This window comes from Pseudomonas sp. NBRC 111133 (assembly GCF_001320605.1).
GTDB classification, from domain to species: domain Bacteria; phylum Pseudomonadota; class Gammaproteobacteria; order Pseudomonadales; family Pseudomonadaceae; genus Aquipseudomonas; species Aquipseudomonas monteilii.
Genome location: NZ_BCBJ01000086.1, coordinates 84433 through 103127, shown reverse-complemented (window position 1 = coordinate 103127; position 18695 = coordinate 84433). Strand labels below are relative to the sequence as shown.

Below are 18695 nucleotides of genomic sequence, written 5' to 3'. Positions count from 1 at the left end.
AAAGGGCAGTTGGACGGAGGGCTATTTCAGCACAGGTCAGATGGCCTGTGCTGACTTGATCGGAGAATCCCTAAGGGCGAATTCTGGCAGTGCTGAATGGCTGCAATGGGTCGGTAGGTGCCCTTCGCAAGCGATCGCTTTGGACCCAAAGCAGACACTCGCAGAGCGAGGGCTGCGCCAAGACCGGCGTGTCGTGCCGCAGCCCCTGTGTCGATGTCGGCGCTCGCAGTCAGCTTGCTGCATGGGGGAGCGGCGTCAAGCCACTGTCTTTGATCGCTGCGTCGGTTTCAGGCGATGCCAGATAGTCTAGGAGCGCCTGGGCTGCGGCATGATGTTGGCTCTTACTGACAACAGCGCCCGAATACATGGTCACTTTCTGCGCTTCAGCTGGGATCAGACCGACGGTGTCGGAGCGGGGCTCATACTTGTGATTAATCAAGATTAAGAACGTTTTACTTTTCTACCCGCAAATGGCATCTACAGTATGATCATTGGGCTCGTCAAAGGCGGGTCGACACCTTGTATCTCTCCACCCCTCCTCGTCTGGATTCCTTTCATTTAGCACTAGCGTCACAGAGGGCGTCGGAGCTGCGCAAATCGAGCGTCCCAGCGAGCTGGTTCGGCGTCAGCCCCCGTAGAGGCCGCAGATGAGCGGCATCATCATTGGCTGCCCATCGCGCTCCCCATTGTTTGTTAGAGACTGCATCCTTGGAACACTCAAGCCGCCCTGCTTCAAACGACCGCGCCCTTGACTGGCTGAACTTCTTCCTGGCTGACGTGCGTGACGGCCTCGGCCCCTACCTCGCCATCTACCTACTTGCCGTGCATCAGTGGCAGCCGGCGAGCATTGGCTTGGTAATGAGCCTGGCAGGCATTGCGGCACTGGTGGCGCAAACGCCGGCTGGAGCCTTGATTGACCGCGCGACGGCTAAGCGTGCGGTGGTGGTGACCGCCGCCGTGCTGGTGACCGGCAGCTGCCTGCTGCTGCCGTGGATTTCGTCGTTCGGCGGAGTGGCCTTAACCCAGACGGTCGGTGCAATAGCCGGTTCACTGTTCGCTCCGGCGATTGCCGCTATCTCGCTGGGCATCGCAGGCCCCAAGGCCTTCACTCGAAGGGTGGGTCGCAACGAGACTTTCAACCATGCGGGCAACGCCTTCTCAGCCTTACTGGCCGGTGGCTCGGCGTACCTGTTCGGCCCGGTGGTCGTGTTCTATCTCATGGCGGTCATGACCGTAGCCAGCATTGTGGCAGTGGGTCGTGTGCCGGCAGCAGCCATCGACCACCAGTTGGCTCGCGGCCTTGCCCATGGTCCGGGCTGTGATGAGAGCGTTGCCAAGCTAAAGGTCCTTTTGCACAACCGCACTCTCTTGGTATTCGCTGTGTGCTGCGGTTTGTTCCACTTGGCCAACGCGGCGATGCTTCCGCTGGTCAGCCAGAAGCTGGCGCAAGTCGACCTGCGCTTGGCCACACCGCTCACATCCGCCTGCATCGTCGCTGCGCAGTTGGTGATGGTGCCAATGGCGCTGCTGGTGGGAGCAAAGGCCGAGATCTGGGGGCGCAGGCCGTTCCTGCTGGCCGGCTTCTTCATTTTAGCGCTTCGTGGAGCCCTGTATGTGGCGTCCGACAACCCATTCTGGCTGATTGGGGTGCAATTGCTCGACGGAATCGGCGCTGGCATCTTCGGTGCGTTGTTCCCGATCGTAGTCAAGGATTTGACCGAAGGCACTGGCCGTTTCAATGTCAGCCTCGGCGCGCTAGCGGCGGTGTGCGGGCTGGGTGCTGCGCTCAGCCCTGGCATTGCTGGGCTAGTTGTTGAAGCAGCCGGCTACGATGCTGCATTCTTGACCTTGGCTGGCATTGCCTCGGTCGCATTCGTACTAGTGCTGATGGCGCTGCCCGAGACTCACCTTCGCGTCACGCCATCGCTCCTGCCGACCCCTGCCGAGAACTAAACGCCTCATGCCTCTCAGCGAAAACGCTTCGATTATCTGGGCGGTCGCCGCTCTGGCCACCTGTGGAGTCATCCTGCGCCCTTGGCGGATCCCGGAATTCGTCTGGGCCATGGGCGGCGCGCTGCTGCTGGTTGGCCTGGGCCTGATCACACCGCGCAACGCTCTATTAGCAGTGGCCGAAGGCGGCGATGTATACCTGTTCCTGGTAGGCATGATGGTGCTGGCCGAGCTTGCTCGCCAGGAAGGGCTTTTCGACTGGCTGGCCCGCTATGCGGTCCGCCACGCACGGGGTTCGGGGCAACGGCTGTTCGACCTCGTTTTTCTGGTAGGCACCCTGGTCACCGTATTCCTGTCCAACGATGCCACCGCGGTTGTGCTGACCCCGGCGGTGTATGCGGCGTGCAAGGCTGCCAAGGCCGAACCTTTACCCTACCTGTTCATCTGCGCCTTCACCGCCAACGCCGCCAGTTTCGTGCTGCCGATTTCCAACCCAGCCAACCTGGTGGTCTTCGGCAGCCAGATGCCCCCGCTACAGGACTGGCTGAGACAGTTCAGCCTGCCGTCGCTTGCGGCGATCGTTTTGACCTATCTGGTGCTGCGACTCGCCCAACGCCGGCAGATCCGCCGACCGCTGACCATGAATGTGGATACCCAACCGTTGTCTCCCGGCGCCCGTCTGTGCGCGCTGGGCATCGGACTCACCGCTACTTTGCTGCTCGGCGCATCAGCGTTGGACTGGGCACTAGGCCCGCCGACGTTCTGTGCCGGCGTGGCGACCACCGCGCTGATCCACTTACGCCAGCGGCGCAGCCCGATGCGGGTACTGCGCCATGTGGCGTGGGGCGTGCTGCCGCTGGTGGCGGGCTTGTTCATACTGGTTGAAGCTGTCACCCAGACCGGCCTGATCGTGCGACTTGCCCAGGCGCTGGCCATCCTGGCCGCAGAGTCACCGATCGGGGCCAGTTGGATGGGCGGCGTGGGCGTGGCCATTGCCAGCAACCTGATGAACAATTTACCGGCTGGGCTGATAGCCGGGTCCATGAATTCTTTAGTGACGCTGCCCCAGCAGGCGACCGCTGCGCTGCTAATTGGTGTCGACCTAGGGCCGAACCTGTCGATTACCGGTTCACTGGCCACTCTTTTGTGGCTGGTGGCGATCCGTCGCGAAGGCGAGCATGTCAGCGCCTGGAGCTTTTTGCGCCTAGGGCTGCTTGTGATGCCCCCAGCACTGGCAGCAGCACTACTGGCACTTTGTGTGTGAAGCTGTGCGTACCCGCTTACAGCGAGGGGTCACTTAATACGCCCCTGCCCTGGCTCCAGCTGGCTCCGAATCCGAACGACCTCGCCATGATTAACGTTGTCCTTACCGGGTAAGATCCCTGTAAGAAATCTCGCACGCCAGCCCCGCTATTCGGCCTCTTTCATATGCTTTCGCCAGTTCTCGATTCGTATCGACGGACCGCTACGGCAGTTCGGAGAGCACATGGCGGCGCGGCGGGCTGCTTCGGCGCTGTCGATAGCGGCAGTATCCACAGACCAGCTACCGCGTTGCGGTATGCTAAATCGCAGGAAGGTGAGCAATGGTCAGCCCGTTGGCAACGGCACTGGCTTCAAGCTTTGCGCGCTCCGCGCCCAGAAGGGCATAGGCGGCTTGCAGCGTGGTGATCTTCGCTTGAATGTCGGCCATCTTGCTGGCCACCAACATCGCGCCTTGCGCACAATCGATCGTATTGCCCCGCTTGGCCGCAAGGATGTCGCCGATCTCGGCGAGCGAAAAACCGCCGCTCTGGGCACTTTGAATAAAGGCCAGATCAACAACGGTCTGATCGCTGTAGCTGCGGTAGTTGTTGGCTTGGCGATGGGCCACGATAAGCCCGAGTTGCTCGTAATAGCGCAATGTATGGCGGCCGACTCCACTCCGGCGCTCCAACTCTCCAACATTCACAGTAAAAACTCCTTGACTGTAGAGTACGCTCTACACCTTAGCCTGCGCCGATCATTCAAACAAGGATTCAGGTATGAGCGTGGAGTGCTTCGTCACAGGCGGCAGTGGGTTTGTGGGTCAAAATCTCGTTCATCCTGCTACGGTGTGTGGTCACAGCGAGAGTGGGCACATCCCTAAAGGACAACCTCTGTTAGATCTCATTCGAAATCTGGCACTGGGCCGGTTCAAGGCTGTCCCGGGTTCCGCCAGGCACTGGTGGCCATTGGTCAGCGTCGATTACCTGGTAAAGATGATGACCTGCGTGGCGTTCGACCCGTCAATGGCCAACCGGCAGGTGTTGGCGCTGTATGAGCACACGCCAAGCCTGCAGGGTATGCTCGAGCAATTGGCACAAACGCTGAATATAAGGGCTCCCCGCCGCCATGTACCTATAGGATTGCTGAAGTGGCTATTGGCGATTCCCGGACTGGCCACCCGATTATCGATCAGCGCCGAGTCACTGAACTTCGTCCAGACGCAGCGCTTCGACATGAGTGACAGCCAGCAACTGAAACACAAGTATCAACTGGCACATCCCGACATGGCGCGAGCGCTGGAAAAGACCGTGCGGTACGTCCAGGATCACTTGTCCAGTCGTCATGTTCACACGTCTGCAAATCCTGCCGGAAGATAACAAACAGATTCTGCTAGAACGCGTAATTCTGGCGAACACTCCGGCAACTACGGTGTTATATTGTTGAAGATGAACCGGCTGGTTACTTCCTGACCGCCTGGTTAGTTAAAGTGTGTCGACGCTCAATTTGCTCTTTAGGGAAAAAGGTGTGTGAATTGACGTGAAGCGTGACATCCACCTCGTTGTGCTACTGCTATCGGTCATCGGTTGCTCTCTCGCCTCGTTAACGCTGTGGAAGGTCATGGCCTCTCGAGAGCGCGCCCTGGAAGACGTCAATATCCACGGCCTTAACCTGACACAGGCACTGTCCACCTATTCGGAAGGTATCGTCCGCCAGAGCTCGATGCAGTTGCTTGGCCTGGTCGAGCGCCTGGAAACCGAGGGCGCCGGACCTGCGCAGATCGAACGTCTGGATCAACTGGTCAAGCGCCAGCAACCATTAATGCCGCCGATGAGCGGCATTATGATCTACTCCAAGGACGGGCGCTGGCTGATGTCGTCCAACCAGCCGCCCCCCGTCGGTGTCAACAGCAGCGACCGAGCCTTTTTCATCCACCACCGTGATGACCCGTCCCGCGACCCCTTCATCGGCTTGCCAATCCGAAGCCGCGTCACCCAGGAATGGGTGATCACCATCAGCCGGCGATTCAACGATGACCGCGGAGCATTCGCCGGTGTTGTTGCCATGACGCTTGGCGTGGAGAACTTCCTGCAGCTTTTCGGCAAGCTGGACGTTGGCCATGACGGTGCCATCGGGCTGGCCTTTACCGATGGCTCCATGCTGGTGCGCTATCCGTTTCGGGAACAGGACATGGGGCGCAACTTTTCGAAGTCGCCAATCTTCGCCGATTACCTCATCGAACAGTCAGCCGGCACCGCCTCCTTCACCTCCAGCCTGGACGGCGTAGAGCGCCTCTATGCGTTTCGCAAGAGTGACAAGCTACCCCTGGTGACAACGGTCGCGCTGGGCAAGCAGGAAGCACTTGCAGCCTGGCGCCTCGAGGCGCTGCTGTCGTCGATGGTGGTCGCTGCGCTGCTCGCACTGACCGGAACCATTGGCTGGCTGCTGATTCGAGCCATGAGCCGGCGAAGCGCGGTCGAAAACGAACTGCGACTGACCCAACAGCAGTTGCTTGAGAGCAACCAACAGCTCGAACGCCAAGCGATGCATGATGCGCTGACGGGGCTTGCCAACAGGCGCTGCTTTGACGAAGCGCTGACCCAGGAGATCCGCATGGCCCATTGAGATGGGACCACGCTGGCTCTGCTGATGATCGACATCGATCATTTCAAGCGCTACAACGACACCTATGGGCATCCGGCTGGCGATGCCTGCCTGCAGCAGATGGCTCACCTGCTCTCCTCCTGCATCCGCCGCCCTCGCGACCTGCTGGCACGCTACGGGGGTGAGGAAATGGCTGTGATCCTGCCCGATACCGACAACGATGGAGCAACCGTCGTTGCCAGGCTGATGCTCGAGCGCCTGGCCTTGCAACATATCCCTCACGAAGGCAGCCCTTTCGGACAAGTAACCGCCAGTATCGGCATCGCCTGCTCCGATGGAGCAGCCCTCGACATCGCGCCGTCACTGATTGAACGCGCCGACCAGGCGCTCTATATCGCCAAGCAAGCGGGCCGCAATCGCCTGCATATCGACGGGGCGAATGTATGAACCCAGTGACAAGGAAAGTATTGATGCAATCTCATTTCGGCAAAGGCGTCCTCTTCGCACTCTGCGCCGCAGCACTGAATGCAACGATCGGCGTACTCAGCAAGGTGTTAATGAACAGTGGATTCAGCTCCAGTAGCATCGCCCTGATAAAAACCGTACTTGGCTGCCTGCTGCTGTCAGCCTTGCTCGTGTTCCTCAAGCGGCCCCTGCATACGGCCAAGTGGCTCCCTGCGGCTGTTTGCGCCTTTCTCGGCATTTTTGTGCTGTTCCACTTTGAAACCTCAGCCTATAGCCATTACGCCGCGGCAGGTGTCGTGGTGATCCTGATGGCGAGCGCCTCCATTTCTTCGATACTGCTGGCACGGATAGTCCTCAAGGACCCAATCACCGCCAACGCCACAGTAGGCGCCGGATTGACGATAGCCGGTATTGCCGTAATCTTTGGAGCCGATCTGGAACAAGGCTTCACGCTGCAGGGCGCAGTGCTCGCTTCGATCGGAGGCTGCGGTTATGGCGCTTTTTCAGTTGCCATGAAGCGCATGGGCGTTTCCGGGGGGCTGCATTTCACTCGCCAACTGTTGTTTTTCGGCAGTCTTTACCTGCTGATGCCGGCTGCGACCGATGGGTTCATCATCGGAGAGCTTTCGTTGGCGGCGGTCATGGCATTGCTGGCTCTGGCTGCGTTGCCGACCATCCTCGGCTTCTTCTGTACCACCAAGGCCATCGAGTATCTGAAGCCATCGCAAGTCCAGGCACTGGAACTGACTGAACCGCTGTTTGCCGCGCTGCTGGCGTTCGTGATCCTCAATGAGGTACCTCGAGACACCTTGTACCTTGGGGCCGGGTTGATTCTCAGCGGACTGTGTTTCTCCAACGAGCTGATCCGGTTAGGCAAGAAAGCGCCACAGCCGTCCGGAGCGTGATTCGTTTTTCTGCCTGCACCTGGCGAGCAAGCGCTCCAAGAGCGCATGCTCGCGCTGCCGCATTACCAAACCGCTATATCGTAGGTCAGATAGATCCGGTTGCTGTCGCGACCTCGGGAAAAGTCAGAACGGTAGACATAGTTGCGAAGTTTCACGCCCAACCCTTTCACCGGTCCGGATTGCACCACGTAGGCAAGCTCCACGTCACGCTCCCACTCGCTTAGCCCGGCATCAGCAGAGCGACCGTTGTCGCCGCTCAGGTAGCGCGCCATGAACGTGAGCCCGGGGACACCGGCCGCGGCAAAGTTGTAGGCATAGCTCGCCATCCAGGTTTTCTCTTCCTCCTCGATGAATTTGCCGATACCCACGTTGCTGAACGAGTAGACCGTCGCACCGCTGATGTACGGCAGCCCGGCCTCGCCGTCGAGCACCTGGTAACCGGCACCGACCGTGTGCCCAGTGTGTGTGTAGGACAGCTGCCCGCTGAACATGTCATTGTCGATCTCGCCACCGTGAGCGGCTCCGCTGTCGCGGCTCTTGAAATAGCGCAAGTCGGTGGTGAACACCCCGCCGGCCAACGGCAGGTCATGGATCAGGCCGACATAGTCCTGGCGGTAGAAGTGTTCGAGCTGGCCGTGGAAGTAACTCAAGCGCAGCTGCTTGCTGACGGCATAGTCGGCACCGGCAAAGTTGAAGTCGCCAGACTCCCCGCCGCTGTAGCCATCCAGGAACAGTCCAGTACTGTCGGAGGAATCTCGCTGTTTGAAGCGGTCCAGGTGGCCGGCAGTCAAGGTCAGACCATCGACATCGGTACTGGTCAGCTGCGTACCTTGGTAGGTCTGCGGCAACAACCGCGCATCGTTGTAGACCAGCACCGGCGTCTTGGGCAGCAAGGTGCCATGCTTGACCACGGTCTGCCCCAGTCGCGCCTTGGCCGTCACCCCGGCACTGGCGAACTCGTCAGCAGCACGGCCATCGTCATGGACCGGCAGCAAGCCGGTACCGCTGCGGCCGCGGCCCGAATCAAGCCGTACGCCTACAAGCCCCAGGGCATCGAGCCCCAGGCCCAGCGGGCCTTGAGTGAACCCCGATTGGTAGTCCAGCAAAAAACCCTGTGCCCACTCCACCCGCTCGCTCTTGGCAGTTGCAGCAGCGCGGGCGCTCATGCCTTGTTCGTCGCGGAAGTTCTCGTTGAAGTAAACGTTGCGCAGCTGCAGCTTGAGCTTGCCGTCGTCGATGAATCCGGCAGCGCCGGCCACAGGCAGCCAGCCGCAGAGCAGGCCACAGGTGGCCCGGCGGAAAACAGTTCGGGACATGTTCGATACTCTGTTGTTGTTCTTGGATGAGGTGGGCGCCAGCGGCGCCCAAAGCAGATCAGACGAAGAAGGACAAGGCACCTGTGACCAAGGCCAGCGCGGTGATGACCAGCGATGTCAGCACCGCCCATTTCACGGTGGCCTTCTGGAAGTCGCCGATGTCACGATCGACCATGCCCACCAGCAGCAAGGTCGAGGCCACCAGCGGGCTCATCAGGTGCACTGGCTGCCCCAGCACCGAGGCGCGGGCGATTTCAACCGGGTCGATGCCGTAGGCGGCCGCAGCGTTGGCAAGGATCGGCACCACGCCAAAGTAGTAAGCGTCGTTGGACAGTACGAAGGTCAGCGGCATGCTGGTCAGCGCCACTACCAGCGGGAACCAGTGGCTCCACGCGTCGGGAATCCAGTCGACCAGGGTCTGAGCCAGCGCATCGACCATCTTGGTACCCGAGAAGATCCCCGCGAAGATGCCTGCGGCGAACACCAGCAGCACCACGGTCATGGCGTTGCCCGAATGGGCAAGGATGCGCTCCTTCTGCAGTTCCAGCTGCGGGTAGTTGATCATCAGGGCCGCGACGAAACCGATCATGAACAACAGTGCCGCGTGCATGACACCCATCACCAGAGCCGTCATCACGGCAATCACCAGCACCAGGTTCACATACGCCAGGCGTGGGCGCTTATGTGGGCTCTCGCCGAGGATTTCCTTGATGTAGCAGTTGCCGCCACCCGACTCCAGGGCGATGTTGCCGATGCGTCGGCGCTCGGCGCGGCCCAGCAGGAACGCGGTGAACACCACCCAGGCCGCACCGCCGATCACGGTGGGCAGCATCGGGATGAAATACTCGGTCGCATCCAGCCCGAGCGCGGCAATGGCCCGGGTGGCCGGCCCACCCCAAGGGCTCATGCCACTCATGATGCTCAGCGACAACATGGATACCGTGGCCAGGATCATCGGGTTCATGCCGATGCGCTTGTACAGCGGCAGCATGGCCGCACAGGTAATCATGTAGGTGGTGGTGCCATCACCGTCGAGCGCCACCAGCAGCGAGAGCAGCGCGGTACCGATGGCGATCTTGACCGGGTCGCCATTGACGCGCTTGAGGATCTTGCGGATCAGCGGGTCGAACAGGCCGGCATCGATCATCAGGCCGAAGAACAGGATGGCAAACAACAACAGGGCCGCCGAGGGCGCCACCATTTTCAAGCCATCGAGCATCATCTTGCCCAGCTCGGGGGCGAAGCCGCCGATCACAGCAAAGACAATGGGTACCACGGTGAGCGCAACGATTGGCGACAGGCGTTTGCTCATGATCAGGTAGGTGAAGGTCACCACCATGATCAGGCCCAGGAGTGCGAGCATGGTCTTTTCTCTTGTTTTTATTCTATTGCGGCCATCGGCAAAGCAGACGGCCCCCTACCCCACTCGGCATCGCAAGGATGCTGAGTGGGATTCTAAGTCAACTATGGAAGGTGAAGAGGCTTTTCAACCGTGATGTCGAGGCTCGGCAGACCAGTCGGCCTGCGCAATATCCGCCTCGTCCGGTGCAGCCGGAATGCCGTTCAGGCGGCGCAGCAAGGTATCCCGCTCACAGGCATTCTCCGACAGCGAGATGACCACCGTGGCCACGGCATTGCTGGCCAGGCTGGTCAGGGCACGCGCCTCGGACATGAAGCGATCGATGCCGATCAGCAAGGCAAGCCCTGCCAGCGGGATGTCGTGAATGACGGTCAAGGTCGAAGCCAGCGCAACGAAACCACTACCGGTCACACCCGCCGCGCCTTTTGACGACAACAGCATGATCGCCAGCATCGTCACCGTCTGGCCAAGGCTCAGATCGATGTTGCAAGCTTGAGCGATGAAGACCGCCGCCAACGACAGGTAGATGGCAGTACCGTCTAGGTTGAAGGAGTAACCGGTTGGCAGTACCAGCCCGACCACACCTTTCTTGCAGCCCAGTTTCTCCAGCTTTTCCAGCATGCGCGGCAGTACAGGCTCGGTGGACGAGGTGCCGAGCACCACCAGAAACTCCTCGCGGAAATAGCGCAGCAGCTTCCACAAGCTGAAGCCATGGGCACGGCAGATGCCGCCAAGCACCACCAGCACGAAAAACGCACAGGCGATGTAGAGCGTACCTACCAGCTTGGCCAGTGCCCCCAGGGACGTCACGCCATACTGCCCGACGGTGAAGGCCAGGGCACCGAAGGCGCCAACCGGTGCGAAACGCATCAGGTAGCCAAAGATGCGAAACACCATGGTCGAGGCAGACTCCAGCACATCGAGTACCGGCTTGCCCTTCTCGCCCATCGAAGACAAGGCGAAGCCGCTGAGCACCGCGATGAACAGCACCGGCAACACTTCACCCTTGTTGAACGCCCCGATGAACGTGTCGGGAATGATGTGCATGAAGAAGTCGACCACGCTGAGCTTCGCCGCAGATGCGGCGTACTGGCCGAGCCCCGCAGTGCTGAGCGTGGCAGGGTCGATGTTCATGCCGACACCAGGGCGGAACAGGTATACCGCTGCCAGGCCGATCATCAGGCTGATGACAGTCAATACCAGGAACAGCAGCAAGGTCTTGCTCATCAAACGCCCGAGGGAGCGCTTGTCGGTCATCCCGGCGATACCGGTGACGATGGTGCAGAAGACCACCGGCGCGATCATCATCTTGATCAGCTTGATGAACGCATCACCCAGAGGCTTGAGCGCAACAGCCTGTTGCGCCCAGAAGTGACCGACCACCACGCCAAGCAGGACGGCGCAGAGGATCTGGAAGTACAGCGATTTGGCGAGTCTCATGAGGCATCACCCATTGTTGAAATTGTGCGGATGCGCTTGTTGCGAATGTACAGGTCTGGACTACCGCCTGGGCCTACCCCGCCAACCTGCGGAATGTAGGCGCGTAAACGAAGCCTGAGAACAACCGCCGGGCAGTTCGCACCACAGAGGCCTGAATCGTCTTGCCATCGGCGCCACTGCGCGACAGAGCGACATCGATACCGCCGCTTGGATGTTCCAGACGCACTTCAGTCAACTGCACGGCGCCCTCGCCCAGCAGATCGCCGATCACCGTACCTGGGCTGACGCAGGCAGTCGCCAGCCCTATCGCTCCGGTGATGGCCAAGGCGCGGTGGCAGTTGTGCGGCATAAAGTAGCGAACCTGCAACGTGCCGTCATAACGGGGCTTGGACACCAGCACAGGCTTGGGGATGACCATGCCGCTGACATCACCCAGGCCCATGGCCTTGCCGGCCTTCAGGCGCAACGCCTCGAGGCGCTCGAGCAGTTCGCCGTTGGCGTCGAGTTCGGCCGGGGATTCCGAGCCGGTGACGCCCAGCTGGCTGGCCTCCACGACCATCATCGGCATGGCCATGTCGATGCAGGTGACCGCAACGCCGTCGATCACATCCTTGGCCTTGCCAGTCGGGAACAGTTTGCCGGTCTTGCTGCCGACCGCATCGAGGAAGGTCAGGTGTACCGGGGCGGCAGTGCCCGGTACGCCATCGATCGCCGTGCGGCCTTCATAGCGCACGATGCCGCCGGGGGTTTCCACCAGCGAATTGACGAAAGTGCCGGTGTTTAGGTTGCGAATACGCACCAGCGTCTTGCCGTCCTGGCCTTTGACAAGACCTTGCTCGATGGCGAACGGGCCAACGGCGCACAGCATGTTGCCGCAGTTGGGCGCGGTATCGACCCGGCGCTGGGCGACCATGACCTGCACGAACAGGTAGTCGACGTCGGCGTCGGCATGCAGCGAGGGGCTGACAATCGCTACCTTGCTGGTCTGCGGGCTACCGCCACCGATGCCGTCGATTTCCAGTTCATGCCCGGAACCCATCAGGTTGATCAGCAATTCGTCGCGTTCGACCACATTGGCAGGAAGGTCCCATGCATGGAAAAAGGGGCCCTTGGAGGTGCCACCGCGCATGAGTACGCAAGGAATTCGTTGCATGATTTCGCACTCTTGTTGATCAATGGACATCATTGATGCTGTGGGCAAAAGATTGACAGGGATGGATAAATCAATCCAATGCAAATATTGTAGTTATTGTTCCGATTTGAGCATCAATACCGAACCCAATGCCAAGAGCGATCCGAGATGGAATATGAGCTGCAAGACATACGATCTTTCGTGAAAATCGCCGAACTCGGCAGCTTCCACGAGGCCGCAGAAGCGCTGCACCTGTCCCAGCCCGCCTTGAGCCGACGGATTAAGAAGCTCGAGGAAGGCTTGGGCACTTCGTTGCTGGAACGCACTACCCGTCGCGTCAGCCTGACCAGTGTCGGCCGTGACTTCCTGCCGAAGGCCAGACGCCTGCTGGATGACTTTGAGGACTCGATTCTGAGCATTCGCGAACTCGCCGAACGACAGACCGGCCAGGTCACCCTCGCCTGCATCCCGACCGCGGCGTTCTATTTCCTGCCGTCGGTGATCCGCGACTACAACGAGCAATACCCCAAGATCCGCATTCGTCTGCTGGACCTCAGCGCCAACGACGGGCTTGAGGCCGTGCTGCGGGGTGAAGCAGATTTCGGCATCAACATGATGAGCGGCCAGCACCCGGACATCGAGTTCGTGTCCCTGGTACAGGAACATTTCGTCCTGGCCTGCCGCAGGGACCACAAGCTGGCGAACCGCGAGGCCGTCACCTGGACAGAACTGGCCGACTACCGCCTGATCGGCGTAGGCCGGCTGAGCGGTAACCGGATGCTGCTGGACCACGCCCTGTCCGGTCTCAACCTGCGGCCCAAGTGGTTCTATGAGGTTCAGCACCTGTCTACCTCGCTGGGCATGGTCGAGGCCGGGCTGGGCGTGTCGGCCATGCCCAGCCTGGCCATGCCCAGCGCCGACCACCCGACGCTGGTCAGCGTGCCGCTGATCGAACCCCAGGTCACCCGCACCCTGGGATTGGTCTATCGCCGAGGGGCATCGCTGTCGCCAGCTGCGGAGAAGTTCGTGTCGATCTTGCTGGATAAGTGGCCCAACCGGTGAGCGAAACGCCTTGCGTTTCGCGCGGAGCGGCACAGGGGAAAAACCGGCTGCGCCCATGGTTCACTCCCCTCCCAGGCCCAGTTCGTTGGGCCGGCGTTTCTCGATCGCGAACTTCAGCAGTGCCGCGCTGCGGAACAGGCCATGAGCGAACTTGCCGTAGGGCAGCGTGACGAATAGCGCCATCACAGTGCCCAAATGGATCGCCAGCAGGATCGCCATCGCTGCGGTATCACGCAGCCCCAGCAACGCAAGGCCAGTGGTGCCGACCAGCAGCAGAAGCAGGATGAACGCCCGATCCATGGGCCGCTGGGCAACATCGCCCTGCTCTGGCGCCCTGCGCAGGTTCAGCGCCAACAGCCCGGCCGGCCCGACGATCAAGCCAATACCGCCGAGTGTTCCGAGCAACACCGGTGCACTCAGCAGCGGGTACGGCGCCTGCTGGCCCAGCAGGTAGTGATAACCGGTGGCGACCACCGTGGCGGCCAAGCACAACATGAAGCCGTAGAAGGTGATGTGATGGAAGCGCCGGCGCCAGAGCGTGTAGCGATCATCGGCATTGTTGCAACCTTGGCCATGTCCGCCGTCTAGGTATTTCAGGGTCAACGCTGCGCTTGATGCCTCGAGCACTGCCCCTTTGGCCGGTTGCCCCAGCGCCTCGGCAGGCGAGACCGAGCGCCAGAAACGTCGTACTGCCACCGCCAGGGCCACACCTGCAGCTGCAAAGACACTGCCGAACATCAGCGCCAGAGCGTTGTGCGGAAAGACCGCATAGAAGTTCCCCGCCAACCGCCCGGGCAGCAGCGTGCCGTTGACGTACAAGGTCAGCAGCAAGAACAGCGACAAGGCGACGGCCAAAGCAGTGGCGATATAGGTGCCGTTGTACCGATACAGCCGCCCGAAGAGGGCCGGCCAGGCGTACTCGGCGTATGTCTGCCCGCGCACCTTGGCCATCGCCTGGGGCACGTTCACCGCGAATTCGTGGGGCTGCGCGTACTGGCAGGCATGCAGGCAGGCGCCGCAGTTGTGGCATAGGTTGGCCAGATAATGGATATCAGCCTTGCCGAACTCCAGCCTGCGGGTCATCGCCGGGAAAACGGCGCAAAAGCCCTCGCAGTAACGGCAGGCATTGCAGATCCGCATTTGCCGGTCCACTTCCTGCTCCTCGACGTTCAACACCGGGATCAGTTCGAGGGCCGGCCCGGCGGTGTCAGGCTGGCGTGGCTCAGGCAGTTGCGCAGTCATGGCTGTTCTCTTTTTCTGGATGTTCGTAACCCGCCGCTGCAGCAGCGCTGGTCCCGGCGATACGGCCGAAGGCGGTGCCGATGGACATGCCGACGCCTGCGGTGTAGCCCTTGCCCAGCACATTGCCCGCCATCATTTCACCGGCAACGAACAGGTTCGGGCTGGGACGCCCGTCGAAATGGACGGCGGCGGTTTCATCGGTGCGCAGCCCCAGGTAGGTGAAAGTCACGCCAGGGCGCAGCGGGTAGCCGTAGTAAGGCGGCGTATCAATCGGGCGCGCCCAGTGGCTCTTCGCCGGCTCCAGGCCTGCGGTGTGGCAGTCGTCCAGCCGGGTGTGGTCGAAAGTGCCCTCCTGGCAGGCTCGGTTGTAGGCATGCACGGTTTCGAGGAAGGTCTGCACAGGCAAACCGAGCAGGCTGGCCAACGCCTCCAGGCTATCGGCAGTGGCGCCTGGAAAAACCGGTGGCATGAACCGCCCGAGGGCTTTCTGGTCGATGATAGAGAACCCCACCTGCCCAGGCTGATGCGCCACCAAGCGCCCCCAAATGGCATAGCGCTTGGGCCAGAAGTCCTCGCCTTCATCGTAGAAGCGCTGGCCATCGCGGTTGACCACCACGCCCAGCGACACACAATCGATGCGCGTGCAAATGCCGCCGTCGTACAACGGCGCACGAGCATCGATCGCCACCATGTGCGCCTGGGTCGGGTCGCCAATCGTGTCGGCGCCCTGTTCGATCATGCGGCGCAACAGCACCCCGTCATTGAAGCGCGTGCCACGGATCAGGAAATTGTCCGAAGGCCACTCGCCTCGCTCGTTCTGCCCCCACGCCTCGCGCAACCACTCACGGTTGGACTCGAAGCCGCCGGCGGCAAGCACACAGGTACGCGCCTCGATGCGCTCGGCAGGCAGGTGTCGCCCCTGAACCTCACGCGCCGGCACATGGGCCGCGACGAAGCGTCCGCCCTGCAGTTCGATGTCGGCTACTGGCGTGTCGTAGCGTATCTGTACGCCAAGGTTTTCGGCGCTGCGAAAGTAGGCATTGACCAGTGCCTTGCCGCCGCCCATGAAGAAGGCGTTGGTCCTTGCTGTGTGCAGCGCACCCGACAATGAGGGCTGAAAATGCACGCCATGGCGGCGCATCCACCCGCGACAACTGGAGGACGCGCGAATCACCAGCCGCGCAAGCTTTTCGTCGGTCTGGCCACCGGTAACCTTCAGCAGGTCCTGCCAGAATTCTTCTTCCGGGTACGCCTCGACCAGCACATCCTGCGGTCCATCATGCATGCACCTCAGGTTGCGCGTGTGTTGTGAGTTGCCACCACGCCAGGCGCGGGGTGCGGCCTCGAGCAGTAGCACGCTGGCTCCGGCCTCTCGCGCCATCAGCGCGGCACAGAGGGCGGCATTGCCCCCTCCGATGACTAGCACATCGATCATTTCGCCTCCAGATCACGAAGAGCCGAATGTTCGGCTGCTCCTCGTGACCGGGGACTTTAATGAGCGCCGGCAGACCGCGAAACGCGATGGTCGAGGGGGGGCATTCAGTTTTTCTAAAGGGTCGGAACAAGCGCACCCGGCGCCTGGGTCAAAGCAGCCGTGCGCCTGGCCATCGGCCCTGCTCCACCAGCTCCCGGGCAACGTCCTGCAGTACGATCCGCGTAGCCAGCGCCGCCGGTGAGAGCTCGTCATCAGTCAGGCTGACAATCACATTGCGACGCTGCGCCAGGGCTTCGTCGACAGCAAACACGCGCAGGCCCGCCTGATGCGCCCGGGCCACTGTCGCGCCAGGTTGGATGGTGGCGGCATGGCCCGCACACACGCAATCCATCAACAGCGACAGGCCATCGACTTCCATGACGATGCTGGCCTCCAGCCCTGCCCGCTCGAAAATCGAGCGCAACGTCGTGCGCAATCCATGCTGGTTACTGGGCATCACCAACGGCAACGTCGCGATCTGTTGCAACGTGAGCGACTCGCCCCAGCCGTCCTTGACCAGCGGTGCGGGAACCAGCACGAACAGCCGTTCCGTCAGCAGCCCCCGCACCTCCAGGCGCGGCCCCGTCTCTGCCTGGAACAGCACCGCCAGGTCAAGGTGCCTGGCATTGAGCTGGTTCATCAGATAACCAGACAGCATCTCCACCAGGTGCAGACGGATATCGGGATAGCGCTCTCGCATCCTGTCGATCAAAGCAAGGCCAAGAATCGAAGCCGTGGTCGGAGCCAGCCCCACGCTGGCATAGCCGCTCATGCGGCCACTTTGAGCTGCCAGCACAGCATGTTCCGCCTGACGAAGCGCAAGACGCGCATGGTATTCGAAGGCCAGTCCGGCCGCGGTCGGCGCTACGCCGGTGCTCGAACGCGTCAAAAGCCGGGTACTCACCTCGCTCTCCAGCTTCGACAGTTGCTGGCTCAGTGCGGAGGCGCCGACCCCGAGCTCGACCGCCGCCCGGCCAAGACTGCCGTACTCCAGAACACTCAGGAAATAGCGAAGCTGACGTAACTCCATGCGAATCTCTTTCAACGATGGGGGGAGCCTTGACCATGTTAGACTTATTTGCACTCAATCGTCCCTGCTACCGCTCTCAGCCTCCAGACGAAGATCGCGCCACTCTTGAGGTTCCCCATGGAGGAGACGAAGGCAATGACCAGAAACGACTGCGTCGCCAGGTAAGCATCCGTGCGGTTGGCCAGGATGCTGGTTTCGTACTGGATTTCACGCCGGTAAAAATCCAGACGCTCCTTGGGAGGGCCGAACATCCTGGCATTGTGTTCGCTGATCTCGTGCTCAGGGGTTGCTGGCGTAATGATTCGAGGCACTCGCTACTCCGGAAATTGGGCTCCGAGCTACGGGATGAGCCTGGAGCTGAGTTCGGTAGCGCAGGCAATGGGGCTTGGAATTCAATTGGACTGATAGCCCGCACCGCTCGTCGTACCAACCGCAGATTGAAACCAACATGCGGAGGCCAGGCCTTTCGAACCGGTATGAACGTTCTCAACTGCAGGAGCCTCTACCATGCTAGACTTCCCTACCCCGCCCTTCCCTTCGCAGCCTCAAAATGTCCCCGGCTCACAGCGCAAGATGGAGCCCTACCCGGATTGTGGTGAGCAGTCGTATACCGGCCACAATCGACTCGAAGGCAAGATTGCACTCATCACCGGAGCAGACAGCGGCATCGGGCGGGCAGTAGCGATTGCCTACGCCCGTGAAGGCGCCGACGTCGCCATCGCTTATCTGAATGAGCATGAAGACGCGCAAGAAACCGCGCGCTGGGTCGAGGCCGCAGACCGTCAATGCCTGCTGTTGCCCGGAGACCTGGCGCAAAAACAGCACTGCTACGACATCGTCGAAAAGACCGTCAGCCAGTTCGGGCGCATCGACATCCTGGTCAACAACGCGGCGTTCCAGATGGCCCACGAAACCCTGGAAGAGATCGACGATGATGAATGGGTGAAGACCTTCGATACCAATATCACCGCCATCTTCCGTATTTGCCAGGCGGCACTGCCTTCCATGACCAAGGGCAGTTCGATCATCAATACCAGCTCGGTCAATTCCGACGATCCATCTCCCAGCCTGCTGGCCTATGCCGCGACCAAAGGGGCCATTGCCAACTTCACCGCTGGTTTGGCTCAGTTGCTAGGCAAGAAAGGCATCAGGGTAAACAGCGTCGCGCCAGGCCCTATCTGGACGCCTTTGATTCCGGCAACCATGCCAGACGAGGCAGTCAAGAACTTTGGTTCCAGCTACCCGATGGGGCGCCCCGGTCAACCGGTGGAGGTCGCGCCGATCTACGTGCTGCTGGGCTCGGACGAGGCCAGTTACATCAGTGGCTCACGTTACGCAGTGACCGGTGGCAAACCGATCCTATAGCCAAAAGAGGCTCGCCGTGCTGGCGAGCCTCCCCTTTTACGTGGCAGTTTCAGCGTTTGTGCTTTTGCCGGCGAACCCGTTGCCGTTTTCACGCGCACTCAACGTTTC

At 61.0% G+C, this 18695-nt stretch carries 13 protein-coding genes and 4 pseudogenes; 7 read left to right on the top strand and 10 right to left on the bottom strand.

Annotated features, from left to right (window positions below; genetic code table 11):
- Window positions 1-229 precede the first annotated feature (229 nt).
- Window positions 230-409: pseudogene (locus tag APH36_RS31075) on the bottom strand (substrate-binding domain-containing protein); the annotation flags it as partial.
- Window positions 410-708: 299 nt separating this feature from the next.
- Between APH36_RS31075 and APH36_RS20805 the strand changes: the two are divergent.
- Together APH36_RS20805 and APH36_RS20800 are read left to right on the top strand one after the other, a co-directional pair.
- The gene (locus tag APH36_RS20805; RefSeq protein ID WP_177337119.1) at window positions 709-1953 is read left to right on the top strand and encodes an MFS transporter; all 1245 of its coding nucleotides are present in this window, start codon (window positions 709-711) and stop codon (window positions 1951-1953) included.
- Between the two features lie 7 nt (window positions 1954-1960).
- Complete coding sequence (locus APH36_RS20800; protein WP_060500104.1) at window positions 1961-3214, top strand: arsenic transporter; 1254 nt, start codon at window positions 1961-1963, stop codon at window positions 3212-3214.
- 297 nt (window positions 3215-3511) lie between these two features.
- On the opposite strand, the gene APH36_RS20795 is transcribed toward APH36_RS20800, so the two are convergent.
- Window positions 3512-3898 (bottom strand): MerR family transcriptional regulator, encoded by a 387-nt coding sequence (locus tag APH36_RS20795; RefSeq protein WP_060500103.1) that lies wholly within the window; start codon window positions 3896-3898, stop codon window positions 3512-3514.
- Window positions 3899-4022: 124 nt separating this feature from the next.
- Here APH36_RS20795 and APH36_RS20790 point away from each other — a divergent pair.
- The 3 genes and pseudogenes from APH36_RS20790 to APH36_RS20780 all read left to right on the top strand — a co-directional run.
- Window positions 4023-4571 (top strand): annotated as a pseudogene (locus APH36_RS20790) (NAD-dependent dehydratase); the annotation flags it as partial.
- Between the two features lie 160 nt (window positions 4572-4731).
- A pseudogene (locus APH36_RS20785) lies at window positions 4732-6243 on the top strand (diguanylate cyclase domain-containing protein).
- Window positions 6244-6266: 23 nt separating this feature from the next.
- Complete coding sequence (locus APH36_RS20780; protein ID WP_060500102.1) at window positions 6267-7166, top strand: DMT family transporter; 900 nt, start codon at window positions 6267-6269, stop codon at window positions 7164-7166.
- A gap of 62 nt (window positions 7167-7228) precedes the next feature.
- Here the strand turns inward: APH36_RS20780 and APH36_RS20775 are convergent, their stop codons facing one another.
- From APH36_RS20775 to APH36_RS20760, 4 genes are all read right to left on the bottom strand, one after another.
- A complete protein-coding gene (locus APH36_RS20775; RefSeq protein WP_060500101.1) occupies window positions 7229-8482 on the bottom strand; it encodes an OprD family porin in 1254 nt (417 codons plus the stop codon).
- Window positions 8483-8540: 58 nt separating this feature from the next.
- Window positions 8541-9845, bottom strand: coding sequence for a CitMHS family transporter (locus APH36_RS20770; RefSeq protein ID WP_060500100.1), 1305 nt, complete (start codon window positions 9843-9845; stop codon window positions 8541-8543).
- 123 nt (window positions 9846-9968) lie between these two features.
- A complete protein-coding gene (gene dctA, locus APH36_RS20765; RefSeq protein WP_060500099.1) occupies window positions 9969-11282 on the bottom strand; it encodes a C4-dicarboxylate transporter DctA in 1314 nt (437 codons plus the stop codon).
- A gap of 73 nt (window positions 11283-11355) precedes the next feature.
- Window positions 11356-12435, bottom strand: coding sequence for a 4-oxalomesaconate tautomerase (locus APH36_RS20760; RefSeq protein ID WP_015270082.1), 1080 nt, complete (start codon window positions 12433-12435; stop codon window positions 11356-11358).
- Between the two features lie 147 nt (window positions 12436-12582).
- On the opposite strand from APH36_RS20760, the gene APH36_RS20755 reads away from it, so the two are divergent.
- Entirely contained in the window at window positions 12583-13476 is an 894-nt protein-coding gene (locus tag APH36_RS20755; protein ID WP_013972231.1) for a LysR family transcriptional regulator, read from the top strand.
- Window positions 13477-13536: 60 nt separating this feature from the next.
- Here the strand turns inward: APH36_RS20755 and tcuB are convergent, their stop codons facing one another.
- The 4 genes and pseudogenes from tcuB to APH36_RS20735 all read right to left on the bottom strand — a co-directional run.
- Window positions 13537-14718, bottom strand: coding sequence for a tricarballylate utilization 4Fe-4S protein TcuB (gene tcuB / locus APH36_RS20750; protein WP_060500098.1), 1182 nt, complete (start codon window positions 14716-14718; stop codon window positions 13537-13539).
- Window positions 14699-16153, bottom strand: coding sequence for an FAD-dependent tricarballylate dehydrogenase TcuA (gene tcuA, locus APH36_RS20745; RefSeq protein ID WP_060500097.1), 1455 nt, complete (start codon window positions 16151-16153; stop codon window positions 14699-14701). The genes tcuB and tcuA overlap by 20 nt, the downstream gene beginning before the upstream one ends.
- A gap of 148 nt (window positions 16154-16301) precedes the next feature.
- Window positions 16302-17222 carry a LysR family transcriptional regulator gene (locus APH36_RS20740; protein ID WP_013972228.1) on the bottom strand — a complete coding sequence of 307 codons (921 nt, stop codon included), beginning with the start codon at window positions 17220-17222 and terminating at the stop codon, window positions 16302-16304.
- A gap of 107 nt (window positions 17223-17329) precedes the next feature.
- Window positions 17330-17533: pseudogene (locus APH36_RS20735) on the bottom strand (hypothetical protein); the annotation flags it as partial.
- A gap of 196 nt (window positions 17534-17729) precedes the next feature.
- Here APH36_RS20735 and APH36_RS20730 point away from each other — a divergent pair.
- Window positions 17730-18587 (top strand): glucose 1-dehydrogenase, encoded by an 858-nt coding sequence (locus APH36_RS20730; RefSeq protein ID WP_060500096.1) that lies wholly within the window; start codon window positions 17730-17732, stop codon window positions 18585-18587.
- The last annotated feature ends 108 nt before the right edge of the window (window positions 18588-18695 follow it).